The sequence below is a fragment of the Pseudomonas sp. JL3 genome, from assembly GCF_031570575.1.
In the GTDB taxonomy this organism is placed as follows: Bacteria; Pseudomonadota; Gammaproteobacteria; order Pseudomonadales; family Pseudomonadaceae; genus Aquipseudomonas; species Aquipseudomonas cucumis.
In genome coordinates this window covers 242,123-266,454 of record NZ_JAKWJK010000005.1, presented here as the reverse complement: position 1 = coordinate 266,454, position 24,332 = coordinate 242,123, and the positions used below count along the sequence as shown (strand labels likewise).

The 24,332-nt window shown below is 59.6% G+C and carries 23 protein-coding genes; 14 read left to right on the top strand and 9 right to left on the bottom strand.

What is annotated here, in order from left to right:
• The 4 genes from pcaG to pcaC all read left to right on the top strand — a co-directional run bounded on the left by pcaG (window position 1) and on the right by pcaC (window position 3,228).
• Window positions 1-567, top strand: coding sequence for a protocatechuate 3,4-dioxygenase subunit alpha (pcaG, locus tag MMG91_RS12325; protein WP_310659741.1), 567 nt, complete (start codon window positions 1-3; stop codon window positions 565-567).
• A 75-nt stretch (window positions 568-642) separates the two neighbouring features.
• Window positions 643-2,007, top strand: coding sequence for a 3-carboxy-cis,cis-muconate cycloisomerase (locus tag MMG91_RS12320; RefSeq protein ID WP_310659740.1), 1,365 nt, complete (start codon window positions 643-645; stop codon window positions 2,005-2,007).
• Between the two features lie 11 nt (window positions 2,008-2,018).
• Window positions 2,019-2,825, top strand: a complete 807-nt coding sequence (gene pcaD, locus MMG91_RS12315; RefSeq protein WP_310659739.1) for a 3-oxoadipate enol-lactonase — start codon at window positions 2,019-2,021, stop codon at window positions 2,823-2,825.
• A gap of 10 nt (window positions 2,826-2,835) precedes the next feature.
• The gene (pcaC, locus tag MMG91_RS12310) at window positions 2,836-3,228 is read left to right on the top strand and encodes a 4-carboxymuconolactone decarboxylase (RefSeq protein WP_008005892.1); all 393 of its coding nucleotides are present in this window, start codon (window positions 2,836-2,838) and stop codon (window positions 3,226-3,228) included.
• Window positions 3,229-3,294: 66 nt separating this feature from the next.
• Here pcaC and MMG91_RS12305 read toward each other — a convergent pair whose 3' ends face one another.
• The gene (locus MMG91_RS12305) at window positions 3,295-4,554 is read right to left on the bottom strand and encodes an OprD family porin (RefSeq protein WP_310659738.1); all 1,260 of its coding nucleotides are present in this window, start codon (window positions 4,552-4,554) and stop codon (window positions 3,295-3,297) included.
• A 603-nt stretch (window positions 4,555-5,157) separates the two neighbouring features.
• Here MMG91_RS12305 and MMG91_RS12300 point away from each other — a divergent pair.
• The 4 genes from MMG91_RS12300 (at window position 5,158) to MMG91_RS12285 (ending at window position 9,174) form a co-directional block, all read left to right on the top strand.
• Window positions 5,158-5,421, top strand: coding sequence for an Os1348 family RiPP precursor (locus MMG91_RS12300; RefSeq protein ID WP_305449754.1), 264 nt, complete (start codon window positions 5,158-5,160; stop codon window positions 5,419-5,421).
• 114 nt (window positions 5,422-5,535) lie between these two features.
• A complete protein-coding gene (locus MMG91_RS12295) occupies window positions 5,536-6,012 on the top strand; it encodes a GNAT family N-acetyltransferase (RefSeq protein ID WP_310659737.1) in 477 nt (158 codons plus the stop codon).
• 15 nt (window positions 6,013-6,027) lie between these two features.
• A complete protein-coding gene (locus tag MMG91_RS12290) occupies window positions 6,028-7,188 on the top strand; it encodes an aKG-HExxH-type peptide beta-hydroxylase (RefSeq protein WP_310659736.1) in 1,161 nt (386 codons plus the stop codon).
• A 15-nt stretch (window positions 7,189-7,203) separates the two neighbouring features.
• Window positions 7,204-9,174 carry a DUF692 family multinuclear iron-containing protein gene (locus MMG91_RS12285; RefSeq protein ID WP_310659735.1) on the top strand — a complete coding sequence of 657 codons (1,971 nt, stop codon included), beginning with the start codon at window positions 7,204-7,206 and terminating at the stop codon, window positions 9,172-9,174.
• Between the two features lie 71 nt (window positions 9,175-9,245).
• On the opposite strand, the gene emhC is transcribed toward MMG91_RS12285, so the two are convergent.
• The 3 genes from emhC to MMG91_RS12270 are packed head-to-tail and all read right to left on the bottom strand — an operon-like array spanning window position 9,246 to window position 15,031.
• The gene (emhC, locus tag MMG91_RS12280; RefSeq protein WP_310659734.1) at window positions 9,246-10,706 is read right to left on the bottom strand and encodes an efflux RND transporter outer membrane subunit EmhC; all 1,461 of its coding nucleotides are present in this window, start codon (window positions 10,704-10,706) and stop codon (window positions 9,246-9,248) included.
• Window positions 10,706-13,870, bottom strand: coding sequence for an efflux RND transporter permease subunit EmhB (gene emhB / locus MMG91_RS12275; RefSeq protein ID WP_305448502.1), 3,165 nt, complete (start codon window positions 13,868-13,870; stop codon window positions 10,706-10,708). Before emhB ends, emhC begins: the two co-directional genes overlap by 1 nt.
• A 3-nt stretch (window positions 13,871-13,873) precedes the next feature.
• Window positions 13,874-15,031 carry an efflux RND transporter periplasmic adaptor subunit gene (locus tag MMG91_RS12270; RefSeq protein ID WP_305448503.1) on the bottom strand — a complete coding sequence of 386 codons (1,158 nt, stop codon included), beginning with the start codon at window positions 15,029-15,031 and terminating at the stop codon, window positions 13,874-13,876.
• A 266-nt stretch (window positions 15,032-15,297) separates the two neighbouring features.
• Here MMG91_RS12270 and emhR point away from each other — a divergent pair, with 266 nt between their 5' ends.
• Together emhR and MMG91_RS12260 are read left to right on the top strand one after the other, a co-directional pair.
• Window positions 15,298-15,930, top strand: a complete 633-nt coding sequence (emhR, locus tag MMG91_RS12265; RefSeq protein ID WP_030132716.1) for an efflux system transcriptional repressor EmhR — start codon at window positions 15,298-15,300, stop codon at window positions 15,928-15,930.
• Window positions 15,931-16,091: 161 nt separating this feature from the next.
• On the top strand, window positions 16,092-16,706 hold the full coding sequence (locus MMG91_RS12260) for a DMT family transporter (protein WP_310659733.1): 615 nt from the start codon (window positions 16,092-16,094) through the stop codon (window positions 16,704-16,706).
• Window positions 16,707-16,799: 93 nt separating this feature from the next.
• Here MMG91_RS12260 and MMG91_RS12255 read toward each other — a convergent pair whose 3' ends face one another.
• From MMG91_RS12255 to MMG91_RS12245, 3 genes are read right to left on the bottom strand one after another with little or no spacing between them, the layout of a single operon-like run.
• The gene (locus tag MMG91_RS12255) at window positions 16,800-17,849 is read right to left on the bottom strand and encodes an alkene reductase (protein WP_305448505.1); all 1,050 of its coding nucleotides are present in this window, start codon (window positions 17,847-17,849) and stop codon (window positions 16,800-16,802) included.
• A 21-nt stretch (window positions 17,850-17,870) separates the two neighbouring features.
• Entirely contained in the window at window positions 17,871-19,037 is a 1,167-nt protein-coding gene (locus MMG91_RS12250; protein WP_310659732.1) for an MFS transporter, read from the bottom strand.
• Window positions 19,038-19,039: 2 nt separating this feature from the next.
• Window positions 19,040-19,360, bottom strand: coding sequence for a helix-turn-helix transcriptional regulator (locus tag MMG91_RS12245; RefSeq protein ID WP_030132713.1), 321 nt, complete (start codon window positions 19,358-19,360; stop codon window positions 19,040-19,042).
• 155 nt (window positions 19,361-19,515) lie between these two features.
• On the opposite strand from MMG91_RS12245, the gene MMG91_RS12240 reads away from it, so the two are divergent.
• On the top strand, window positions 19,516-20,085 hold the full coding sequence (locus tag MMG91_RS12240) for an ACP phosphodiesterase (RefSeq protein ID WP_310659731.1): 570 nt from the start codon (window positions 19,516-19,518) through the stop codon (window positions 20,083-20,085).
• 92 nt (window positions 20,086-20,177) lie between these two features.
• Here MMG91_RS12240 and MMG91_RS12235 read toward each other — a convergent pair whose 3' ends face one another.
• Together MMG91_RS12235 and olsB are read right to left on the bottom strand one after the other, a co-directional pair.
• Window positions 20,178-20,972, bottom strand: a complete 795-nt coding sequence (locus MMG91_RS12235) for a 1-acyl-sn-glycerol-3-phosphate acyltransferase (protein WP_310659730.1) — start codon at window positions 20,970-20,972, stop codon at window positions 20,178-20,180.
• Complete coding sequence (gene olsB, locus MMG91_RS12230) at window positions 20,972-21,727, bottom strand: L-ornithine N(alpha)-acyltransferase (protein ID WP_310659729.1); 756 nt, start codon at window positions 21,725-21,727, stop codon at window positions 20,972-20,974. Before olsB ends, MMG91_RS12235 begins: the two co-directional genes overlap by 1 nt.
• A 154-nt stretch (window positions 21,728-21,881) precedes the next feature.
• On the opposite strand from olsB, the gene MMG91_RS12225 reads away from it, so the two are divergent.
• The 3 genes from MMG91_RS12225 (at window position 21,882) to MMG91_RS12215 (ending at window position 24,274) form a co-directional block, all read left to right on the top strand.
• Complete coding sequence (locus MMG91_RS12225; RefSeq protein WP_310659728.1) at window positions 21,882-22,763, top strand: acyl-CoA dehydrogenase family protein; 882 nt, start codon at window positions 21,882-21,884, stop codon at window positions 22,761-22,763.
• Window positions 22,764-22,853: 90 nt separating this feature from the next.
• Window positions 22,854-23,948 (top strand): serine hydrolase, encoded by a 1,095-nt coding sequence (locus tag MMG91_RS12220; protein ID WP_310659727.1) that lies wholly within the window; start codon window positions 22,854-22,856, stop codon window positions 23,946-23,948.
• Window positions 23,945-24,274 carry an amidase gene (locus MMG91_RS12215; protein WP_310659726.1) on the top strand — a complete coding sequence of 110 codons (330 nt, stop codon included), beginning with the start codon at window positions 23,945-23,947 and terminating at the stop codon, window positions 24,272-24,274. Before MMG91_RS12220 ends, MMG91_RS12215 begins: the two co-directional genes overlap by 4 nt.
• Window positions 24,275-24,332 lie beyond the last annotated feature (58 nt).

Sequence of the window (24,332 nt, the reverse complement as noted above, 5' to 3'; positions counted from 1 at the left end):
ATGACGCTGAACGCGACCACGTCCCACACCGTCGGGCCGTATTACCACATCGGCCTGACTTGGCTGAACCGCGAAGACCTGACCGTTGCACAGACTCTCGGTGAGCGTGTGGCGATCACCGGGCAAGTCGTCGATGGCAACGGCGACTTCGTCAACGACGCGATGCTGGAAGTCTGGCAGGCCAACGCCGCCGGCAAGTACGACCACCCTGAAGACGATCAGGACAAACCCCTGGACCCGAACTTTGAAGGGTTTGGCCGGGTGCCGGTGGATGCGCAAGGGCGCTTCCGCTTTACCACGATCAAACCGGGCACCGTGGAAGGCCTGAAGGGAACGACGCAGGCGCCGCATTTGGTGGTACTGGTGTTTGCTCGCGGGTTGGTGAAGCACTTGTTGACGCGGATTTACTTTGATGGCGAACCGGCCAACGCGGCGGACCCGCTGCTGGAATGCGTGCCTGCCGAACGCCGTAGTACCTTGCTGGCGAAGCAGGATGCTGCGGGTGTTTATCAGTGGAATGTGATTTTGCAGGGCACGGATGCGGAGACGGTGTTCTTCGATTATTGATTGAATGCCACAAAATCTGTGGGATTCTTGATCTTTACGCGGGGGCCTGACCGGCTACGCCTGCAAGGACTGTTTATGAACCAGCGACCGGGCAATCAATTGTTCGATGCCTACTTCACGGCACACGACATGCGTGAGGTATTCTGCGATCAGGGCCGGGTGCAGGCCATGCTTGATTTCGAAGCGGCACTCGCCCGGGCCGAAGCACGGGTTGGGCTGATTCCGCAGACGGCTGTCATGTCTATTGAAGCGGCATGTCGGGCCGAGCATTACGACTTCGCTGCGCTGGGTGAGGCGATTGCCACGGCGGGGAATTCGGCGATTCCACTGGTCAAGGCGTTGGGCAAGCAGATCGCGAAGAACGATACCGAAGCCGAGCGTTACGTGCATCTGGGCGCGACCAGCCAGGATGTGATGGACACCGGCCTGGTGCTGCAACTGCGCCGCGCGCTGGAATTGATCGAAGCTGATCTGATGCAGTTGGGAGAAACCCTCGCGACCCAGGCCTGGCGTTACGTCGCCACCCCATTGGCCGGACGCACCTGGTTGCAACACGCGACGCCCGTCACCCTCGGCATGAAAATCGCCGGTTGGTTGGGGGCGGTGACGCGCAGCCGTCAGCGTTTGCTGGAACTCAAACCGCGCCTGTTGGTGCTGCAATTCGGCGGCGCCTCCGGCACCCTCGCGGCCCTCGGCGAACAGGCGATGCCGATTGCCCAAGCCTTGGCCGCAGAACTGCAACTGACCTTGCCGGATCAACCCTGGCACACCCAGCGTGATCGTCTGGTGGAGTTTGGCGCGGTGCTTGGGTTGATTGCCGGCAGCCTCGGCAAACTCGGCCGCGACATCAGCCTGTTGATGCAGACCGAGGCCGGCGAAGTGTTCGAACCGTCGGCACCGGGCAAGGGCGGTTCTTCGACCATGCCGCACAAACGCAACCCGGTGGGCGCCGCGGTGCTGATCGGCGCGGCGACGCGGGTGCCGGGTTTGCTCTCGACCTTGTTCAGCGCGATGCCGCAGGAACACGAACGCAGCCTGGGCCTGTGGCATGCCGAATGGGAAACTCTGCCGGAGATCTGCTGTTTGGTGTCAGGCAGCTTGCAGCAAGCGCTGTTGGTGGCCAACGGACTGGAAGTGGATGCCGAGCGAATGACGCACAACCTCGACCTGACCCAGGGCCTGGTGCTGGCCGAAGCCGTGAGCATCGTCCTGGCGCAACGGGTCGGTCGCGACACCGCGCACCATCTGCTGGAGCAATGCTGCAAGCGCGCAGTGGCCGAGCAACGTCATCTGCGCGCGGTACTCGGTGACGAGCCGCAGGTGACTGCCGAGCTGTCGGACGCTGAACTCGATCGTCTGCTGGACCCCGCCCATTACCTCGGTCAGGCCCATACCTGGGTCGAGCGAGCGGTGGCTGAACATTTTGCGTTGACCGCTTGAAGGAGACTGCTGTGGCATTCGTACAACTCGCCGAGGGCGAACTGCACTACCAAATTCAAGGGCCGCAACTCGATGGACCGGCGGATGCGCCGGTGCTGGTGCTGTCCAACTCACTGGGTACCGACCTGCACATGTGGGACGCGCAGATCCCGGCGTTCACCGAGCATTTTCGCGTGCTGCGTTTTGACACCCGTGGTCACGGCAAGTCGTTGGTGACGCCGGGGCCGTACAGCATCGAGCAATTGGGCCGCGACGTGCTGGCGCTGCTGGATGCCTTGCACATCGATCGCGCTCATTTCTGTGGCCTGTCCATGGGCGGGTTGATTGGCCAATGGCTGGGGATCAATGCAGGTCAGCGATTGAACAAACTGATCGTGTGCAACACCGCGGCGAAAATCGGCGATCCATCAGTGTGGAATCCACGGATCGAAACCGTGCTGCGTGACGGCGCGGCAGCGATGGTTGCCCTGCGCGATGCGTCGATTGCGCGCTGGTTCACTCCAGACTTTTCCGAGGCCAATCCGGCAGCGGCGAAGCAGATTACCGACATGCTCGCGGCCACCTCTCCTGAAGGTTACGCGGCCAATTGCGCGGCGGTACGCGATGCCGACTTCCGCGATCAGTTGTCCTCGATTCAGGTGCCGCTGCTGGTGATCGCCGGCACTGAAGACGCGGTGACACCGCCGTCGGGCGGGCATTTCATTCAGGAACAAGTGCGTGGCGCCGAGTACGCCGAGTTCTACGCCGCACACCTGTCTAACGTCCAGGCCGGCGCTGCGTTCAGCGACCGAGTACTGGCGTTTTTGTCAGCTCATTGAGGGGATTGTTGTGGACGAGAAACAACGTTACGACGAGGGCCTGAACGTTCGTCGCGCGGTACTGGGCGATGCCCATGTCGACCGCAGCCTGAACGCGCTGACCGAGTTCAACTCGGAGTTCCAGGAGATGATCACCCGCCATGCCTGGGGCGACATCTGGACCCGCCCGGGCCTGCCGCGCCACACCCGCAGCCTGATCACCATCGCCATGCTGATCGGCATGAACCGCAACGAAGAACTCAAACTGCACCTGCGTGCCGCTGCCAATAACGGCGTGACCCGCGGCGAAATCAAAGAAGTGATCATGCAGAGCGCGATCTACTGCGGCATCCCGGCGGCCAACGCGACCTTCCACCTGGCCGAGTCGGTGTGGGATGAGTTGGGGGTTGAATCGCGGGAGTGATCCGCGAAAGTTGTATTACCTGAACTATCGCCATCGCGAGCCTGCTCGCGATGGCGATAGTGGGGTTTACAACAAGCTGATCGGATAGCTGACGATCAACCGATTCTCGTCAAACTCGTTGTTGCTGAAATCCCGGCGAATGGTTGAGTTGCGCCATTTGAGGTTGAGCTCTTTGAGGGCGCCGCTCTGCACGGTATAGCCCAGTTCGCTTTCGCGGCCCCATTCCTTGCCGTCGCTGGTGGTGGCCGTGTGTACGTTGTCGCCGCTGATGTAGCGGTTCATCAAGGTCAGGCCCGGAACGCCAAGGGCGGCAAAGTTGTAGTCGTGGCGCACTTGCCAGGATTTTTCCTTGGCGTTGTCATAGCTGGCGTTGTAGCTGTCGTTGGCCAGCGTGCCACCGCTGGTGCCGTTGACCCGCATCCAGGCGCTTCTGCCTGTGAGTTTTTGCAGGCCGACGTAGAAGGTGTTACCGCCGTATTTGGCCGAGAACAGACCCGACCAGGTTTTGTTATCCAGCTCGCCGGCCCGGGCGCTGCCGTCATCCTTGCCGTAGAAGAACCCGAGGTTGGCGCCCAGTGTCCAGTCGCCCAGTGGTTGGGTGTGGATCAGGTTGACGTATTGCTGGCTGTAGATGTCCTTGAGTTCAGCGTTCCACAGGCCGATCTGAGTGCGCTTGCCGTTGAAGGCATATTCGCCGCCCTGAAAGTTGAAGCGGTCGGATGTGAACGCCGCTTTGCCGGTCATCGACATGTCGTTCATGCTGCTGTCGTCCCGCGGGCTGTTGGCGCGGAACTGGCCGCCGTAGAGCGTCAGGCCGTCGATTTCCTTCGAAGTGATCTGGCCGCCACGGAAGGTTTGCGGCAGCGAGCGCCCGTCGTCCGAGCGCAGAATCGGCAGCACCGGCATCCACTCGCCGACCTTCACTTCGGTCTGGGACAGCTTCGCCTTGAACGCCACGTTGGTGCGACCGAAGTTGTCCGCCGGGCGACCATCGTGATCCAGCGGCAACAACTGCGTACCGCCAGTGCCTTTGCCGCCATCGAGCTTGACCGAATACAACCCCAGCACGTCCATGCCGAACCCGACGGTGCCCTGGGTGAACCCGGATTTAGCGTCGAGGATAAAGCTTTGCGTCCACTCTTCAGCCTTGCCTTGAGCCTTGGTCGGGTTGGTGAAGTTACGGTTGATGTAGAAATTGCGCAGGTTCAGGTTGACCTTCGCGCCTTCGACAAAACCGGCTTCCTCGGCCATGGCGGGCAGAGCCGCACCGGCCAGTGCGATGGCGATCAGGCTGGGAAACAAATACTGCGGGGTGGAGGAAGTCATGGGCTCGGGTCTCTCTAATTGTCAGGGATAAAGCAGTACACAGCCGCAACCAAGAGGTCGCAGACACAAGAATCGAATTCGGATAAAGGATCGGGTCAGCCGGAGCGGGGAGGGCGCGTAGTCATGGTGTCGGACCTTGTAGTTATTGATTTTGCAGGTGCGGGCAATGGTGCGAGGGATGGACAGGGGGATTCAATTGGGTGGATGGGGTTTTGGGCGATTATCGAACGCTAATCGACGCCAGCCGGGACGCGGACGGTATGAGGCATTTTTAATCAAATCCCATCGTTATTCGGGTTGATAACAGGTATCCGGGTGCGTGTTTCATGAATGGCGCTTTTTATGTTAGATGGAAGTACTTAATGCTTTGGTTGTAAGAAGCTTCTTACAGTTATTTCTGTAATTAAAGATATATGGGTAATCGCTAGTTAAACTTAAGGATTGGCATTATCGGTTATCGTGAAAAGATTTAAAGACAGTTGCTGGCATTGCTGGAAAACAAAGGAGGTCTTGCTATATTCAAAATTCTCAGGGCAGGCAAAGGAAGTTTATGCCTCGTCAGGAGTACTTTTTTATCAGGCTGAAATAACAAGGAGAAACACCATGCCCACAAGAGCTGTTAATCAGGAGCGTCTTGCTACGGTTGTAGGTCGCGCCCTTCTCGATAAGGAGTTCGCTGAGCAACTGCATAAAGACGCCGAGGCCGCTGTAAAAGGAATAGGTGTGCACTTAACTGCTACTGAACTCACAGCCGTAAAGAACATTGATACTGCAAAGCTGGGAAGTGCCGGCGCGGGTATTCGCGACAAGCTGGGTAATGCTGCGATATTCGACCAACAACAGAATGTACAGGCACAAATGGATTAACGATCGGTGATGCCGTTTGGCGTGCCACGTAAAGCCGGTCGATTTGTGCGGTACGCCAAATGGCTCGATTCAATACCAGGACAACAACGTGGTCGAACAGGGAGTGAATGCCCCATGTCTGTCACCCTGGCTCCAATGGATAACGCGGACTTCGTGACGTTCGCCGAAAGAGCCGTTGCCGAATATGGCCAGGGCATGGTCGCCTCAGGTGAGTGGGGGCAGGAAGAGGCATCGCAAAAGTCCAGGAACGTCTTCGAGCAATTGTTGCCGCAAGGGCGACTGACTGAAAACAATCAACTCTGGGTGATCAAGGACGAAGATCGGCGAATCGGTGAACTGTGGATCGCCCTGCGACATGCCGGTACCCGGCTGAGCGCTTTTATTCTGGATATCTACATTGAGCCCGGCGAACGCCGTCGGGGTTATGCCAAGCAATCAATGTTGGCCGCCGAGTCGTGGGCGCGCCAGGCGGGGTGTGAGGAAATACGCTTGCATGTGTTTGGCCGCAACGAGGCGGCTCGTGGTCTTTATGAACAACTGGGTTATGGCGTCGCCAGTCTGACGATGGCGAAGCTGTTGCCGTCTGCCTAAGGGAAGGTTTGAAAAATGGATACCGGGAACAGTGGACAACGTGAGTTATCCGTCGACGATTTATTTCAAGGCACGACATTTCTCCCTGATACGGAGTCCTCTCGATTTGACGTATTACTGGAGCGTGTCAGCCGAAATCGTTATACGACTTTTACTGTGCTGTATGCCGAACTTTTCAGACTGTTTCCCGATTCACCACACTTGGCCGTCTTTTTTGAACAAGCGGTGAATCTTATATTGCTTGAACCTCAGGAGCAGCATCCGATTATTAATGATCCGATATTTCAAATATGGCAGGGCTTGACGTTTCGTCATACCAATCTGGTGTTGACCGAAAAATCTGAAGAGACAGGCGAGTTGGAAAAACTGCTGATCGGTTTTCCCGATATGCTGGCGCGGGTAAAGGCAAAAGATACATCCCGTTTGATTCATGATTGCCCGCCGGTGTATCGATTCGATGTCGATCCGCTCATCGCGATGGCGGTACCACCCAGTTATAAGTTTCCGGAAGATGAAGCGACCCGCAAGCAATTGGAACGTGATGGTCACCCAGTGCGTTTCTTTAGCGATATCGTCAGTATTGCCTTATTGCGAATAGAGCACACCTGGCCCGCCTGCCATGAGCGGTTCAAGAAGCTGGTCAAGGCCATTTGTTATTTGCCCGATGGCTCATTTCGAAGTTGTTCGGCGTCCCGTTACACCGGGGTCATCCTGCTGTCGAGCCGCGACAATTCGATACTCGATCTGGAAGAGTCACTGGTGCATGAGGCCACTCATCAACTACTCTATTACATTGTCGAAATGTGCCCGGTGATCGAAGAAGTTGCCTCGCGGGAGGCGTCGTTCACCCTGCCGTGGTCAGGGCAGAAGCGTGATTTGTACGGCTATTTTCATGCGTTTTACGTGTATATCGCATTGGTCAAATACCTGGAGCGGGTCCGCTCGCGCTCGTCCGAAGAGTTGCAGCGAGCGCAAAACCGGCTGGCGTTCATCATGCGAGGATTGATCCGGGCCTTGCCGGATCTGCAAGCCAGTGGCGATTTCACGCCCCAGGGACGACAGCTTCTGGAAAACCTGGCCAAAGAAGTCAGGGCACTGGAGAGCAAGCACGCCGGGTTAATGACCAAGACAGCGCCGGCGACAGTGCCTGAGCGTGCGCTGGATGCGACCGCTTGAGCCCGGGAGGCGATCATGGCGATGTTTGATGCTGCGCAATTTCCCGAGGCAGGGGTAGGGCTGGAATACCACTTGCCGCGACGCGGTCCTCGGCATGACAGTTCGCAGGAAGGGCTTGATCCAACCGTCGAACGGATTCTCGCCGAGGGCCTGCCGCACTTTGACTATGTCGAATTTCAACCGACCCATTGCATCCTCGAGCCGCGCTTGCTCGAGGTCGGCGTGCAAACACCGAGCCTGCTGCATTCGTCCAGTTTGTCCCTGGGCAGCGTGGGCATCGCGATGGATCGCGAATTTCTGAACATGACGCGGCGACTGTGCGACAAAACCCGCTCGCCGTGGCTGGCTGAGCATATTTCCTGGTCGCGTTTCCACGGTGGCGACACGCAGCACTTCATTTTGCCGACCCTGGCCCAAGAGGTGGCTGATACGGTGGTGGCCAATGCCATCGAATTGCGCGAGCTCACGGCCACACTGCTGGTGCTGGAAAACGCGCCGCGGTTGTTTTCATTCTCGGGTGGAGAAGAACTGCCCGAAGGTGAATTCATCTCCAGTGTGGTGGAGCGCAGCGGGGCGGGTTTCCTGCTGGATCTGGACAGCGCGATGGCGACCGCCAGAACCCAGGGGTATGACCTGAACGACTATTTGCGTTCGTTGCCGCTGGACCGATTGATTGAGGTTCACACCGGCCATCCGCAGCGGGATTGGGAGATCTTGCGCCAACTGTTCGCCTCATCCCCGGTGAAAGCGATCACCCTGGAGTGGGATATTTCCCGCAGAACCGATGACGCGGAACTGCTGACGTTGATCAAAGCCATCAAATCCTTGAAGCCCAAGGCCCTGTTCTGGCGGGGCCGTGATCAACAGGGCGCGCAAGAGGCCCTGGCGGAGGATGCGCAGACTCCTTTGCGACTCAGGGAGAGCACCTGGCTCAGCATCGGGATGGGATCGTTTTTTATTCGGGATCGGCAACGAGACCTAAGCCTGGAGTTTGGCGTGACGTTGCTGCCGTTACTGCGCCATTTCCTGAGCCCGCAATCGCTGGAAAGTGCCTTGTTGCTGCCGGGTGTTTTGCAAAGTCCTGCACAGGACGACAACCTGGCGTTTCTGAGGACACTGGTCAGCCATGGTGTTTTGCTGCCCGTGGCGAATCAATCGGATTCGGTCACCTATAACGAAGGTAAGCATCCGCTCAACCTTTGGACCCGCTGGGACGCCGCGCTGGAGTTTTACCTGAGTACCCGGACCGGCTCGCACACGCCCTACATCAGCGTTGCCGAGCTGGATACGGAGCTGGAGCAAAAGGCCTCGACGCAACGCCAGCCCTCGGCGTTCAAGGACTATTGGTCCCATCCGTTCATCGCCCTGGAAAATCCGCTGCTGACGCCCTGTGCGATCACTCAGCCGACGCTGCTGGACTCGCTGTGCAATCGCCGCACGTCACGAACCTTCAGTGACCAGTCGTTGAGTTCGGCGCAACTGTCTTTGTTGCTCTACTACACTTGGGGCGCGACCGTCATGGAGCAGAACCGCATGGGCGACTACTTCCTGAAGAAGACCTCGCCGGCCGGCGGTTCGCTGCAGGGTACCGAGGTGTATGCGGTGCTGATGAACGTGCAGGGTTTCGAGCGGGGCCTTTACCACTATTCAGTACGCCGTCATGGGCTTGAGCTGATTTCCCTGGAAGATCCGCGAACCTGGATCAGCGAGGCTTGTGGTGGACAGGCGTGGATCAAGGATGCGGCAGCGGTGTTCGTTTCCACGGCGCGGGTCGAGCGAATGGCCTGGAAATACGAATTCAGCCGCGCACTGCGGGTGGCGCTGATGGATGCCGGGCATCTGAGTCAGACCTTTTCACTGCTGGCCACCGCCCTGGGCCTGGGCTCTTTTACCACTGCGGCATTACGCGATGAAATGTTCGAAAACCGCTTGGGGCTCGATTATCTGGAGGAACCGGTGTTTCTGGTCAACGGAGTCGGGGGGTGAAGTGAACAGGCTGGTTTATTCACGGCCAACAAAAAGCCCACCAGACGGTGGGCTTCGTGTTTACCGCGCTATCAGAACAACTTCATCTTCGGCGCTTCTTCTTTCAACGGCTCGTTCTTCGCCGTCTGTTCATTCCAGCCACCGCCCAACGCCTTGTACAGATTGACCGCGCTGGTCAGCTGCGCCAGACGGTCGGTGATCAGTGCCTGTTGGGCACTGAACAGCTGGCGCTGGGCGTCGAGGAAGGTCAGGTTGCTGTCGACACCAATGCGGTAGCGACGCTCGGCCAGACGGTAGTAGTCCTGGTTGGCGCTGACGAAGTCACGCTGAGCCTGCAACTGCTCGGTGTAGGTCTGGCGGGCGGCCAGGCCATCGGCGACTTCCTGGAAGGCCGTTTGAATGGACTTCTCGTAGTTTGCCACGCCGATGTCTTTCTGGATCTTGGAGTAATCCAGGCTGGCGCGCAGGCTGCCGGAGTTGAAGATCGGCAGGTTGATCTGCGGCTGGAACAACCAGGTGCCCGAACCACCCTTGAACAGACCGGACAGGTCCGGGCTCAGGGAACCGGCATTGGCGGTCAGGCTGATGCTCGGGAAAAACGCAGCCCGTGCCGCGCCGATGTTGGCGTTGGCAGCCTTGAGGTTGTACTCGGCCTGAAGGATGTCGGGCCGGCGTTGCAGCAAGTCCGACGGCAGGCCGGCCGGCACTTCGCTCAGCACGTCGTCCGACAGTGGCTTGGCCGCTTGCAGATTGGCCGGGATACCGGTGCCGAGCAGCAGCACCAGGCTGTTTTCATCCTGGGCGACCTGGCGGGTGTACTTCGCCAGTTGCGCACGGGCGTTTTCCACCGAGGTACGCGACTGGGCCAGATCCAGCGCCGAGGCTACACCCACTTCGTTGCTGCGCGAGGTGAGTTTGTAGCTTTCCTCGTAGGCACCGAGGGTTTCCTGGGTCAGTTTCAGCAGCTCTTTGTCAGCCTGCCAGGTCAGATAGGCATTGGCCACACTGGCCACCAGGCTGATCTGCGTGCTGCGGCGCGCTTCTTCAGTGGCGAAATACTTCTGCAGGGCTTCTTCGCTCAGGCTGCGAACCCGACCGAACAGGTCGAGTTCATAAGCACTGATGCCGACGGTGGCCGAGTAGGAACTGCTGATGGCCGCTTCACCGGTTTGCGAGGCCCGTGCCGGGACTCGCTGACGGCTACCGCTGCCGGTGGCCGAAACCGCCGGGAACAGATCGGCACGCTGAATGCGGTACTGAGCCGCATAAGCGTCGATGTTCAGCGCCGCGACACGCAGGTCACGGTTGTTCTCCAGTGCGGTCTGAATCAGCTGTTGCAGCGCCGGGTCGTGGAAAAACTGCTTCCAGCCCTGTTCGGCGGCGGCCTGGTTGGGCGCCTGGGCCGACGAATACGCCGGGCCTTGCGGGTATTGGCCCGCCACCGGTGCTTCAGGTTGCTGATAATCGGGTATCAGCGAGCAGCCGCTCAGCACGAAGGCGGCGACTGCGATGGAGAGTAGCGACTTGCTCATTAGCCAGCCTCTTTAGAAGGTTCAATAGCGTCGTCATCTTGGTCGGCGATTTTGCGCTGACCCATGGACGACACGGTGACAAAGAACAATGGGACCCAGAAGATCGCCAGCACAGTGGCCGTGATCATACCGCCAATCACCCCGGTACCGATCGCATGCTGGCTACCCGAACCGGCGCCCGTGGAAATGGCCAGTGGTACTACGCCGAGCACGAACGCGAGCGAGGTCATGATGATCGGTCGCAGACGCATCCGGCAGGCTTCGATCGCGGCATCGCGCAAGCTACGTCCTTGCTCATGCAGTTCCTTGGCGAACTCGACGATCAGAATGGCGTTTTTCGCCGCCAGACCGATGGTGGTCAACAGCCCCACCTGGAAATACACGTCGTTGGACAGGCCGCGCAGGCTGGTCGCCATCAGCGCACCGATGATCCCCAGCGGTACCACCAGCATCACCGCGATCGGGATCGACCAGCTTTCATACAACGCCGCCAGACACAGGAACACCATCAGCAGCGACAAGGCGTACAACGCTGGCGCTTGCGAGCCGGACAGACGTTCCTCGTACGACAGGCCGGTCCAGGAAATACCGACACCGGCCGGCAGTTTCTTGGCCAGGGCTTCGACTTCGGCCATCGCTTCACCGGTGGAATAGCCTGGCGCCGGGGCACCGAGGATTTCCATCGCTTCTACGCCGTTGTAACGGGCCAGTTTCGGCGAACCGTAGATCCACTCACCCTTGGCGAACGACGAGAACGGAACCATGGTGCCGGCGCTGTTGCGCACGTACCACTTCTTCAGGTCTTCGGGGCTCATGCGAGCGCCAGGCAGGCCTTGGATGTAAACCTTCTTCACGCGACCGCGGTCGATGAAGTCGTTCACATAGCTACTGCCCAGGGCAATCGACAGGGTGTTGTTGATGTCGGTGAGGGTCACGCCCAGGGCGCTGGCCTTCTCATCGTCGATTTCCAGCTGGTATTGCGGCTCGTCGTTCAGACCGTTAGGACGGACTTGCGACAGGACCTTGCTTTGCGCCGCCATGCCGAGGAACTGGTTACGGGCTTCCATCAGCTTTTCGTGACCGATACCGGCGCGGTCCTGTAGAAACACGTCGAAACCGGTGGCGTTACCCAGTTCCAGTACCGCCGGTGGTGCGAAGGCAAACACCATGGCATCACGGAAGGTAAAGAAGTGCTGTTGGGCACGGGCCGCCAGTTTGAACACGCTGTTGTCAGCGTTACGTTCTTCCCATGGTTTGAGCATGATGAACGCCATACCCGAACTCTGGCCTCGGCCGGCGAAGTTGAAGCCGGTCACGGTAAACACCGAGGCCACTGCGTCGCCTTCGCCGCCTTCATTGCTCGGACGCAGCAGGAATTCGCGCATTTCGTCCACGACCACTTGCGTGCGCTGGGAGCTGGAACCGGCCGGTGTCTGCACCTGGGCAAACAGTACGCCCTGGTCTTCTTCCGGCAGGAACGCCGTTGGAATACGGGTGAACAACCAGATCATGCCAACCACGATGATCAGGTACGCCAGCAGGTACGGAGCCTTGTGCGCGAGCATGTTACCGACACCGCGCTCGTAGCTTTTGACGCCACGGTCGAAGCTGCGGTTGAACCAGCCGAAGAAGCCGCGTTTCGGCGTGCCGTGCTCACCTTTCGGAATCGCTTTGAGCATGGTGGCGCAGAGCGCCGGGGTGAAGATCAACGCGACCAGTACCGACAGGGCCATGGCCGAGACGATGGTGATCGAGAACTGCTTGTAGATCACACCGGTGGAGCCACTGAAGAACGCCATCGGCAACAGTACTGCCGACAGAACCAGGGCAATACCGACCAACGCACCCTGGATCTGCCCCATGGATTTCTTGGTGGCCTCCTTGGGGGACAGTCCTTCTTCGCTCATGACCCGTTCGACGTTTTCCACCACGACGATGGCATCGTCCACCAGCAAGCCGATGGCCAACACCATACCGAACATGGTCAGGGTGTTGATACTGAAGCCGAACGCCGCGAGGATCCCGAACGTACCCAGCAATACCACCGGCACGGTCATAGTGGTGATGACGGTGGCGCGGAAGTTTTGCAGGAACAGGAACATCACCAGGAACACCAGTACGATCGCTTCGACCAGGGTTTCAACCACACCCTTGATCGACTCGGTCACCACCGGGGTGGTGTCGTACGGGAACACCACTTCCATCCCTTCCGGGAAGAACGGCTTGAGGGTGTCGATGGTGTTGCGCAGGGCTTTTGCGGTGTCGAGGGCGTTGGCGCCGTTGGCCAGTTTCACCGCCAGGCCGGAGGCCGGGGCGCCGTTGAACTGGGCGCTGATCGAGTAGTTTTCGCCACCCAGACCGACTTCCGCAACGTCGCCGACGCGCACTTGCGAACCGTCCTTGTTGACCTTCAGCAAGATCGCCTTGAACTGCTCGGCAGTCTGCAGACGGGTCTTGCCGATGATCGTTGCGTTCAGCTGTTGGCCGGGCAGGGCAGGCAAGCCGCCGAGTTGACCAGACGAGACCTGGACGTTCTGCGCCGCGATGGCGGTTTTCACGTCCACCGGGGTCAGGTTGTAGTTATTCAACTTGGCCGGGTCGAGCCAGATTCGCATCGCGTACTGGGCACCGAAGACCTGGAAGTCACCGACACCGGCCGTGCGCGAAATCGGGTCCTGCATGTTCGACACGATGTAGTTGGACAGGTCGTCCTTGGTCATGCTGCCGTCGCGCGACACCACGCCGATGACCATCAGGAAGTTTTTCACCGACTTGGTCACGCGGATGCCCTGTTGCTGCACTTCTTGCGGTAGCAGCGGGGTGGCCAGGTTCAGCTTGTTCTGGACCTGAACCTGCGCGGTATCGGAGTTGGTGCCCTGCTCGAAGGTCGCGGTAATGGTCATGTTGCCGTCGGAGTTACTTTCCGACGAGACATAACGCAGATTATCGATACCGTTGAGCTGTTGCTCGATCACCTGCACCACGGTGTCCTGCACGGTTTGTGCAGACGCGCCCGGGTAGGTCACAGAGATCGCAATGGCCGGTGGCGCAATGCTCGGGTACTGGTTGATCGGCAGTTTGAGAATCGATAGAGCCCCGACCAGCATAATCACCAGGGCAATCACCCAGGCGAAAATCGGACGGTCGATAAAAAATTTCGACATGGTTTACTCCCCTTTGCCGCCGACAGCTGTGTTAGCTGCGTGTGCGGGGGCCGGGCTCTTTATGCCAACGTTCGTGGCTTCAGTGGCCTTGACTTCAACGCCAGGTCTGACGAATTGCAGCCCTTCGGTGATCACGCGATCGCCGGCTTTCAGACCGTCTTCAATCAGCCATTGGTTACCGACGGTGCGGCTGGCCTTGAGCTGACGCAGTTCGACCTTGTTGTCCGGACCGACGACCAGCGCGGTCGGAGAGCCTTTGAGGTCGCGGGTCACGCCTTGTTGCGGAGCCAGAATCGCCGCGCTGTCCACACCGGCCTGCAGCTTCGCGTGAACGAACATGCCCGGCAGCAGGGTGTGATCAGGGTTCGGGAACACGGCACGCAGGGTCACGGAGCCAGTGGTCTGGTCAACCGAAACTTCGGAGAACTCAAGCTTGCCGTCCAGCGTGTACTGGCTGCCGTCTTCGAGAGTCAGCTTGACCGCGGCGGCGTTGTCGCCAGCCTTTTGTAGACGACCGCTTTCCAGTTCGCGGCGCAGCTCAAGCAGCTCCACCGAAGACTGGGTGACGTCGACGTAGATCGGGTCCAGTTGCTGAATGACGGCCATGGCGTCGGTCTGGCCGCTGCTGACCAGCGCGCCTTCGGTCACCGACGAACGGCCGATGCGACCAGAGATCGGTGCGTAAACCTTGGTGTAGCGCACGTTGATCTGGGCGCTCTGCAGGGACGCTTCCGATTGCAGGCGGTTGGCCAGCGCTGTGTCGTATTCCTGACGGCTGACAGCCTGTTCGTCGACCAGTTGCTTGTAGCGGTCGGAGATCGACTTGGTCGAACGCAGGTTGGCTTCGGCGCTTTTCAGGGTCGCGTCATAGACCGATGGGTCGATCTGATAGAGCTGCTGACCGGCCTTGACGTCGCCGCCTTCCTTGAACAGTCGTTTGAGAATGATGCCGTTGACCTGTGGGCGAACTTCGGCGATGCGGAACGCACTGGTGCGCCCCGGAAGTTCGGACGTCAGGGTGAAGGCTTGAGGTTGCAGGGTTACGACGCCGACCTGAGGGGCTGGTGCGGCAGGTGCCGCCTCTTCCTTTTTACATCCGCTGAGCAGCGATGCCAGGGCGACGGCAGTAACCAGAGCGGTAACAGCTGGCTTGAATTGCATGAAGATCCTCGGGTCAGGCGCGCACATTGCGCACAAGAAATGTGGAAGGTTAAAAAATTTTTTCCGGGTGGATAAGTAGCTTGCTAAGGAATATACTTACGTTCATGGTTGTTTGTAAAGGCCTTGGCGGTGTACCCACATGGTTACAAAAGCCGTTGAAAGGTTTGAATTGTAGGCCTGATGAGACGCCCAAGAGCGCTCGCCCCACTTTTATTCAGCTGATATTCAGACATCGCTGAAGCACCCCTGATTGAGGTTTTACTGCCATGGTCCGTCGTACCAAAGAGGAAGCTCAAGAAACCCGAAGCCAGATACTCGAAGCGGCAGAAAAAGCCTTTTACGAGCGGGGCGTGGCCCGCACGACGCTGGCGGATATCGCTACCCTGGCCGGCGTGACTCGCGGGGCCATCTACTGGCATTTCAGTAACAAGGCGGATCTGGTGCAGGCGATGCTCGATACCTTGCATGAGCCGCTGGATGAAATGGCCAAGGCCAGTGAAAGCGAAGATGAACTCGATCCGCTGGGTTGCATGCGCAAACTGCTGATTCATTTGTTTCATCAAGTTGCCCTGGACCCGAAAACCCGACGCATCAACGAGATTCTGTTTCATAAGTGCGAATTCACCGATGAAATGTGCGATCTGCGCCAGCAGCGCCGAACGGCCAGTCTCGATTGCAATGTGCGAATCGCTCTGGCCCTGAGTAATGCGGTGAATCGCGGGCAATTGCCGGAAGACCTCGATACTGCCCGCGCGGCCATCAGTTTGCATGCCTATATAGATGGCATTCTGTATCAATGGCTGTTGGCTCCCGACAGTTTTCAACTGCACACCGAGGCCGAGCGTTGCGTCGATACAGGGTTGGATATGCTGCGCTTGAGTCCCAGCCTGCGCAATTGAACAAAATGCGTAATTGGATCCGTTTGTGTCAAGACTTGAAGCGGGGGGAATATCCCTGCTTCGCTCGCCTTTGGTAATGGGGTGCTTTTATATACATACGTTCGCCAGGTTGATAGGTAGCGAGCTACGTATTTTGTAGGGATTTTGTGTCGAGTGTGTGAATGAGTGTTAACAACCCAGGCTACAAGGGCGCCGAGCAGCCGATCAAGGGTATCGCGCTGATTTGCCTGGCGGTGTTGTTGTTCGCCAGTCACGACACTTTGTCCAAGTACCTGTCCGGGTTCTATCCGATCCTGATGGTGGTGCTGGGTGGATTTGTCGGCGTGTTGATCGTCGTGCGGCCCGGCGGTGCGCTGTTCACCCCGGCGATTCTGCTGCCGCTGTGTTCGGCGCTGTGTTTTGGCTTTTATCAATTGCTCACCCGACTGCTCAGCGGTATCGACAGCCCGACCACCAGCAACTTTCTTACCGGCATTCTCAACAGCCTGATCATGACTGCGCTAGTGCCGTTCTTTTGGAGCACGCCGACGCTGCTGCACGGCCTGTTCATGATCGGGCTTGGCACTTGCGGCATGCTCGGGCACATGCTGCTGACCCAAGCCTTCCGCCATGCAGCGCCGGCGATGCTGGCACCCTTCAGTTACGGGCAGATTCTGTTTGCCGGGATATACGGGTATTTGATCTTCGACCATACCCCGGACAGCTTTGGCGTGATCGGTATCACGGTGATTTGCCTCAGCGGTCTTGCGGTCGCCTGGGGACAGCGCAAGCGCTGACAAGATCGCAGCTTTCGGACGATCTTTTGATCTTCCATACGCAAAAGCCCCGGCTCTTTCGAGTCGGGGCTTTTGCGTTTCAACGGCGCACGTTTACAACACCGGGTAGTCGATGTAACCGACTGGACCCTTCGCATAGAACAGTTCCGGACGCGCCTCGTTCAACGGCGCATCGGCCTTCAAGCGCGCCGGCAGGTCCGGGTTGGCGATAAACGGCACGCCGAAGGCGACCGCATCAGCCTTGCCGCTGGCCAGCCACTCGTTGGCGCTGTCCTTGGTGAAGCGTTCGTTGGCGATGTAGGGGCCGCCGAAGGCTTCTTTCAGTTGTGGGCCGAGGCTGTCGCCGGCTTCTTTCTCGCGCGAGCAGATGAAGGCGATGCCGCGTTTACCCAATTCGCGAGCGACGTAGGTGAAGGTCTCGGACAGATTGTCATCGCCCATGTCATGGAGATCGGCACGGGGTGAGAGGTGCACACCCACGCGGCCCGGGCCCCAGATCTCGATGGCGGCATCGGTGACTTCCAGCAACAGACGCGCACGGTTTTCCAGGGAGCCGCCATAGTTGTCGGTGCGCTGGTTGGTGCTGCTTTGCAGGAACTGGTCGAGCAGGTAACCGTTGGCGCCGTGGATTTCCACTCCGTCGAAACCGGCGGCCTTGGCGTTCTCGGCACCCACGCGGTAAGCGTCGATGATGTCGGCGATTTCAGCGGTTTCCAGAGCGCGCGGGGTTGGGAAATCGGCCAATGGACGCACCAGGCTGACATGACCCTTGGGCTGGATGGCACTCGGCGCGACCGGTGCTTCGCCGTTCAGGTACAAGGGGTGGGAAATCCGACCCACGTGCCACAGTTGCAGGAAGATTTTGCCACCAGCGCCGTGGATTGCTTTGGTCACGTTGCTCCAGCCGCGCACCTGATCGTTGGACCAGATACCGGGAGTGTCCGGGTAGCCCACGCCTATCGGCGTCACCGAAGTCGCTTCACTGAGGATCAGGCCGGCAGAGGCGCGTTGCACGTAGTACTCGGCCATCAGTGCGTTCGGCACACGGCCTTCGTCGGCGCGGCAACGGGTCAGCGGCGCCATGATGATGCGGTTGGCCAGTTCAAGGTCACCCAGTTTGATCGGATCGAAAATAGTCGTCATGAAGTAGCTCTCTTTTAGCGATCAGTTAGTAGCGGGGGCCAGCTCGGCATCGCCGCTCTGACGGAAAGTAATCAGGGTCACCAGCAGGGCGAGCACCGCCAGTGCGGCGGCCGCAAGTGGCACGCGTGTCAGGCCGAAACCGTGAGCGATGACGCTGCCGCCGACCCAGGCACCGAGCGCGTTGCCAACGTTGAAAGCGCCGATGTTCAGGGTCGACACCAGGTTCGGTGCCGCCTTGCCGTAGGTCACCACGTTCACTTGCAGGGCGGGTACGGCGGCAAAGCACGCAGTGGCCCAGAGGAACAGGGTGATTTCGGTGGGGATCACGGCAATGCTGGTCCAGGTCAGCACGGTGGACACGACCGCCATGGTGATGAACACACCGATCAGCGTCGCAGCCAGGCTTTTGTCCGCCAGCTTGCCGCCGATGATGTTGCCGACCGTCAGGCCCAGGCCGATGAGCATCAAGGTCCAGGTCACGCCGCGCGGCGAGACTCCGGTGACCTCGCCCAACAGAGGCGCGACATAGGTGAACAAGGTGAAGACCGAGGCAGCGAACAGCGCAGTCATGCTCAGGGACAGCCAGATGCCGGCGCCTTTGAGGGCGCGCAGTTCGGCGCGCATGTCGAGTTTCTCTTCATCGCGCTTGGCCGGCAGGAAGCGAATCAGGCCGATCAGCGCAATCACACCGATCCCGGTCACCGCCCAGAAGGTTGAACGCCAGCCGGCTTCCTGACCGAGCGCGGTGCCCAGCGGCACGCCAAGGACGTTGGCCAGGGTCAGGCCGGTGAACATCAAGGCCACGGCCGATGCACGTTTGTTGGCCGGCACCAAACCGGCCGCCACCACCGAACCGATGCCGAAGAAGGCGCCGTGACACAGCGCGGTGACCACACGGGCAAACATCAAAACGTTGTAGTCACTGGCCAGGGCGCAGAGCAGGTTGCCGATGATGAAGATGCCCATCAACGCTACCAATGCGGCCTTGCGCGGCAGTCTGGCGGTGGCCAGTGCCATGAACGGTGCACCGATGGCCACGCCCAGGGCGTAACCGGTCACCAGCCAGCCAGCGCCGGGGATCGACACACCAAGATCAGCCGCCACCTCGGGCAACAGGCCCATGATGACGAACTCGGTGGTGCCGATGGCGAAGGCGCTCAAGGCCAGAATGAGTAGCGAGAGGGGCATTGTCAGTTCCTTGTCGGAGCGCTGAGCTCCTTGACGATGGCATCGAGGAACGCCTGAATCACGTCCTCGTTGCGTTTGAAAAAGTGCCATTGACCGGCCTTCTGGCTGCTGATCAGTCCCGCCCGTTGCAAGGTCGCCAAATGGGCGGACACGGTCGACTGCGACAGGCCGCAGCGTTGATCGATCTGTCCGGCGCAAATGCCGTACTCATGGTTGTGGAGTTGTTCCGGGAACTGGACCTTGGGGTCTTTCAGCCAGATGAGGATGTCTCGGCGTACTGGGTGTGCCAGCGCTTTTATTATTTCGTCGAGGTCGATGGTCATGATTTGGGGCTCGTGATGAGTAAAACGCTATATCGCGATGAGGCGAACTTTAAATCGGTACTTCGCGATATACCAATATGATTTTGGTCTGATGACCGCATGAATCGGTATATCGGGTTATAACGATATGGATGGCGCGGTGTTAAGCTGCGCGCATGAACTATCTCGCACATCTGCACCTCGGTGGCCAGCGCCCCGGTCAAATGCTCGGCAGTCTGTATGGCGATTTCGTCAAAGGGCGGCTGCAAGGGCAGTTCGATCCGGAGATAGAAGCGGCCATCCAGTTGCACCGCAGCATCGACGTGTTTACTGATCGCCATCCGCTGGTGGACATCGCCTTGTCGCGGTTTTCCATCACGCGCCGGCGTTACGCCGGGATCGTGCTCGATGTGTTTTTCGACCACTGCCTGGCGCGGGACTGGGTGCTATACGCTGACCGTCCGCTTGCGCAATTCACCTCGGACGTTTACCGGGTGCTGTCCGCCGAGCCGCAGTTGCCGGAGCGCCTGGCGAAGATTGCGCCGCACATGGTGGCCAATGACTGGTTGGGGGCTTATCAGGAGTTCGAAGTGCTTGAGCAGGTGTTGCGCGGGATTTCGCGCAGGTTGACCCGGCCGGAGGAGTTGGCGCGGGCGATGCAGGAATTACGGGTATTGTATGAGCCGTTGAGCGAGGATTTCCGGTTGTTCTATCCCGAGTTGCAGGCGTTCGCCCAGAACCGTTAACACAAATCCCTGTAGGAGCGAGGCTTGCCCGCGAAGAGGCCCTCGAGCGCCAAAAGCTTCGCGGGCAAGCCTCGCTCCTACGGACAGCGGGGTTATGCGGCGATCAGTTCGCCGGCATGCTGTGGCTCGGCAGATTTCGCGACTTCACCAAACAACGCCCTCTGCACCGCCTGCTGCGCTTCGAACGCCAGCGCCGCACGCTCCCTGTCCTGGCATTCGATCGGCTTGAGCAAATGAATTTCCACCTCACCCCGATCATGGGCGAACAAGCGCATCAGGTGCGACAGCAAATCATCATCGCCAATGAACGGTGCCAAAGTATCGAGCTCGCCACCGCGCAGATAACGAATTGCTACCGGTTGCAATGCCACTTCGGAATCGATCGCAGCGGACAGCAAACGGCCATGGAACGTACGCAGCGAGCGGCCATCGGTGGTGGTGCCTTCGGGGAACATCAGCAGCGGATGCTCCTGCTCCAGATGGCGGGTCATTTGTTTGCGGATCAACTGGCTGTCGCCCGACCCGCGACGGATAAACAGGCTGCCGGCCTTGGCGGCCAGCCAGCCCGCCACAGGCCAGGTGCGCACTTCGGCCTTGGACAGGAACGACAGCGGTGTGAGCATGCCCAGCAACGGAATGTCGGTCCAGGACACGTGATTGCTGACCCAGAGCATCGGCGCCTTCGGCAATTCACCATGCACGGTCACGCGAAAGGGCAGGGCATTGCTCAGCCGCGCCATGAAAAACCGCGACCAACGCTGGCGACGGACCATCGAATGGGCAATCCCCAGTCGCTCGAACACCCCGAACACACTGGCCATGCTCAAGCCCAGCGTGACCACCAAAAGCACTCGCGCAATTCGCGCGTACACCCGCAAGCGGCTCATTACACAGCCGCCTTGAAGTGCTTGGCATAACGCGGGCAGAGCTCGTCGCGCTTGAGCAGGATGAACACGTCGGCCACCTGGAAGTCTTCGTCCCAGCACGGCTCTCCGCAGATTTTCGCGCCCAGGCGCATGTAGGCCTTGAGCAGCGGCGGCATTTCGGCAATGACATTGGACGGGATATCGAGCGTCGGCAGTGGTTTTTTCGGCTCGGCCCGCAGGTGTTCGGTGCACAGGTAACGTTCGCGCAGGCGCTGCATGATCGCGTGGGCCTGGATGCCGCCGTCCTGCATCGGAATGCTCGCGCACCCCATCAAATAGCTGTAGCCGCCCTGGTTCAGCACTTCCGCCAGTTCACCCCAGAGCACCGCGATAGTGCCCCCGTTGCGGTAGGCCGGGTCGACGCAGGTGCGCCCAATTTCCAGGATCGGGCCTTTCAAATGGACCAGGCCATGCAGGCTGAATTCTTCTTCGCTGTAGAACTTGCCCAGGCTGCTGGCGGCCGTGTGGTCGAGCAAACGAGTGGTCGCCACCAGGCGCCCGGTGTTCAAGTCACGTACGCCGATGTGGGCGCAGTGAACATCATAGTCATCCATGTCCAGACCCAGCTCCGCGCCTTTCAGCGTGGCGTTGAATTCGCCGCTGAACACGTTGAAGCGCAAGGCCTGGGCTTCCTGCAACGCCTCGGCGCCCACCAGGCGTTCGGCTTGCAGGCGGCGTTCATTGCCGGTGTCGCTGATGCGGGCGATCTGAGTCATTGTGAGTCTCCGTACGGGCTGGCCACCCGTCTTGGGTTGCAGCCGATCGACTTTCTTTATGCAGCCGTGTTGTGCAAAGTCAGGCTATGTAGCCCCGGTGTCATCGCCATGAAGCTTTGGTGATGCTTATATGACAGCCCACAAGGAGCCTCTTATGCCCTGGCAATCTCTGTTGAATCGCCGCGACCGTCTGCCCGCCAACCCGGACCTGGGCGAAGGATTTGCAACCTTGTTGCAACAGTTGGGCACGGTGACGCCGTTCGAATTGGCGGTGGTCGGTGGGCGGCTGATGGCGACACCGGGGCTGGCGTTTCTGGTGGGTTATCAGGCGGCTTTGCGCATGCTCTGGCCGAGCGCACCGCTGAGCCTCGGCGCGTTATGTGCGACCGAACAGCGCAGTTTGCGGGTGGCGGATATGCAGACCCGGCTGCGCGATTTGCGCCTGAGCGGGCGCAAGGATTTCGTCACCGCAGGCGATGCCGCCGACTGGTTGCTGGTGGCTGCTCGCAGTGAAGAACCCGGCGAAGTGCCGCGCTTGAACCTTGCGGTGGTTTATCCCGGCGAACCGGGTGTGCGTCTGGAAAAACTCGCGCCGATGCCTCTGATGCCAGACATAAGCCACGGCCGGTTGTTTCTCGACAACGCACTGTGTGAATTGCTCGCAGGGGATGGCTGGGATGCGTACGTCAAACCATTCCGCACCCTGGAAGACATCTATGTGCTGAGCGCCATGACTGCGTGGCTGTTTGGCGTTGGCCAAGACAGCGACTGGCCGCAAACCTTGCAGCTGCGCTTGCTGGCGTTGCTGGCCGGGTGCGCGGAAGTCAGCCGCCAGGCGCCGAACAATCCGGCCGGGCATGTGTTGCTGGGCGGGTTGTTTGCGCAGTTCGATGGGCTCAAGGCTGAAGTGAATCAGGCCCTGGCCGATGGCTCGCCACAATGGGCGGCGATGTGGCAGCGCGATCAGAGCGTGATGGATTTGGCGGCAGGGGCGCGGGGCAAGCGGTTGGCCAAGGCGTTGGCGGGATTGTTGTAAGGCTGAAGGCGATCTTATTGGCAACGCAAGTTCTAAAACTGTCATCAAGCTCAACTAGGCTCTGCAGGTTCATCCCTCCGAGCGCCCCTCATGTTCAAAGGCTTGTCCCTGATTTTCATGCTGCTGCTCAGCCTCGCGGCCCAGGCCGAAAACTGGCCGGCCGAGCAATGGTCGCCCGGCCCGAAAGTCAGCGGCCCGGCGCTTCAAACCCTGGAAAACTACGCCTTCCCACCTCGCAACGATGCCACTCACCAAGGCATTCGCACCGATGCCTTGCTGGTCATCCGCGATGGTCAGCTGATCTACGAACGCTACGCCAGCCCGACCACTGCTGAAACGCCGCACCTGACCTGGTCCATCAGCAAAAGCCTGATGGCCGCGGTGCTCGGGGTGGCCTATGGCGAAGGGCTGTTCAAACTGCAGGACCCGGCGGTGCAGTTCTATCCTGCGCTGGAAAAACATCCCGGCATGACCATGGCCGACCTGCTGCACTGGGCCTCGGGCCTGGACTGGCAGGAAGACTACGAATACGCACCGTTGAAGTCCTCGGTGGTGGCCATGCTTTACACCCGTGGTCACCGCGACATGGCCGCGTTCACCGCCGACCACGACGAGTACGCCAAACCTGGCCAGGCATTCCGCTACTCCAGCGGCGACAGCAACCTGCTGGCGGCAGCGCTGAAAACCATCGTCGGCCCGGCCCGTTATCCGGATTATCCGTGGACCGCGCTGTTCGAACCCTTGGGGATTCGCAGTGCGGTATGGGAAGCGGATGCCACGGGCACGTTTGTCGCATCGTCCTACGCCTACCTCACCGCCCGGGATCTGGCGCGGGTCGGCCTGTTGATGGCGCGCGACGGTCGTTGGCGTGAGCGGCAATTACTGCCCAAGGATTGGGTCGACTTCAGCCGCGAGCCTTTTGCCCGCTATCAAGCCAACCAGGATGAAGCGGTGCCCGGCGGACATTGGTGGCTCAATCGCGCAGTGGATGGCGCGACACAGCCCTGGCCCGCCGCCCCCGCCGACACCTTCGCCGCGTTGGGCCATTGGGGCCAGGCGATGTACGTGATTCCCAGCGAAAAGCTGGTGATCGTGCGCTACGGCGATGACCGCGATGGAAGTTATCGGCACAACGAATTGCTCAAACTCGCGCTCAAAGCCTTTGCCATGAAGGTGCAGCCATGAGCCGCCGCAGTTTTATTCGCCGTCGGCCATTCAGCACACTGTTGCTGGTGCTGCTGATCGCCTTGCTTGGCTGGGGCTGGCAGGAGCATTTGGCGCTGTGGGCCTTCCCCGACATCATCAGCGCCTACACCGCCAAGGAATACTGCTCGTGCCGCTATGTGATGAACAATCCGGCCGAGTATTGCCAGGGCTATGTGAAGCAGTATTTGCCCACCAGCGATTTTATCGATGATGCCGCCAGCAAGCAGGTGACGGTCGGCGGTATGGGGCGCAGCAACAGCGCCGCTTGGGTCGGTGAACGGCAGGGTTGCCGGTTGATGCCCTGAAAAGATCGCAGTTATGTAGCAGCCTTCGGCAGCTGCTACAGGTTTGCAACTGGCTTGC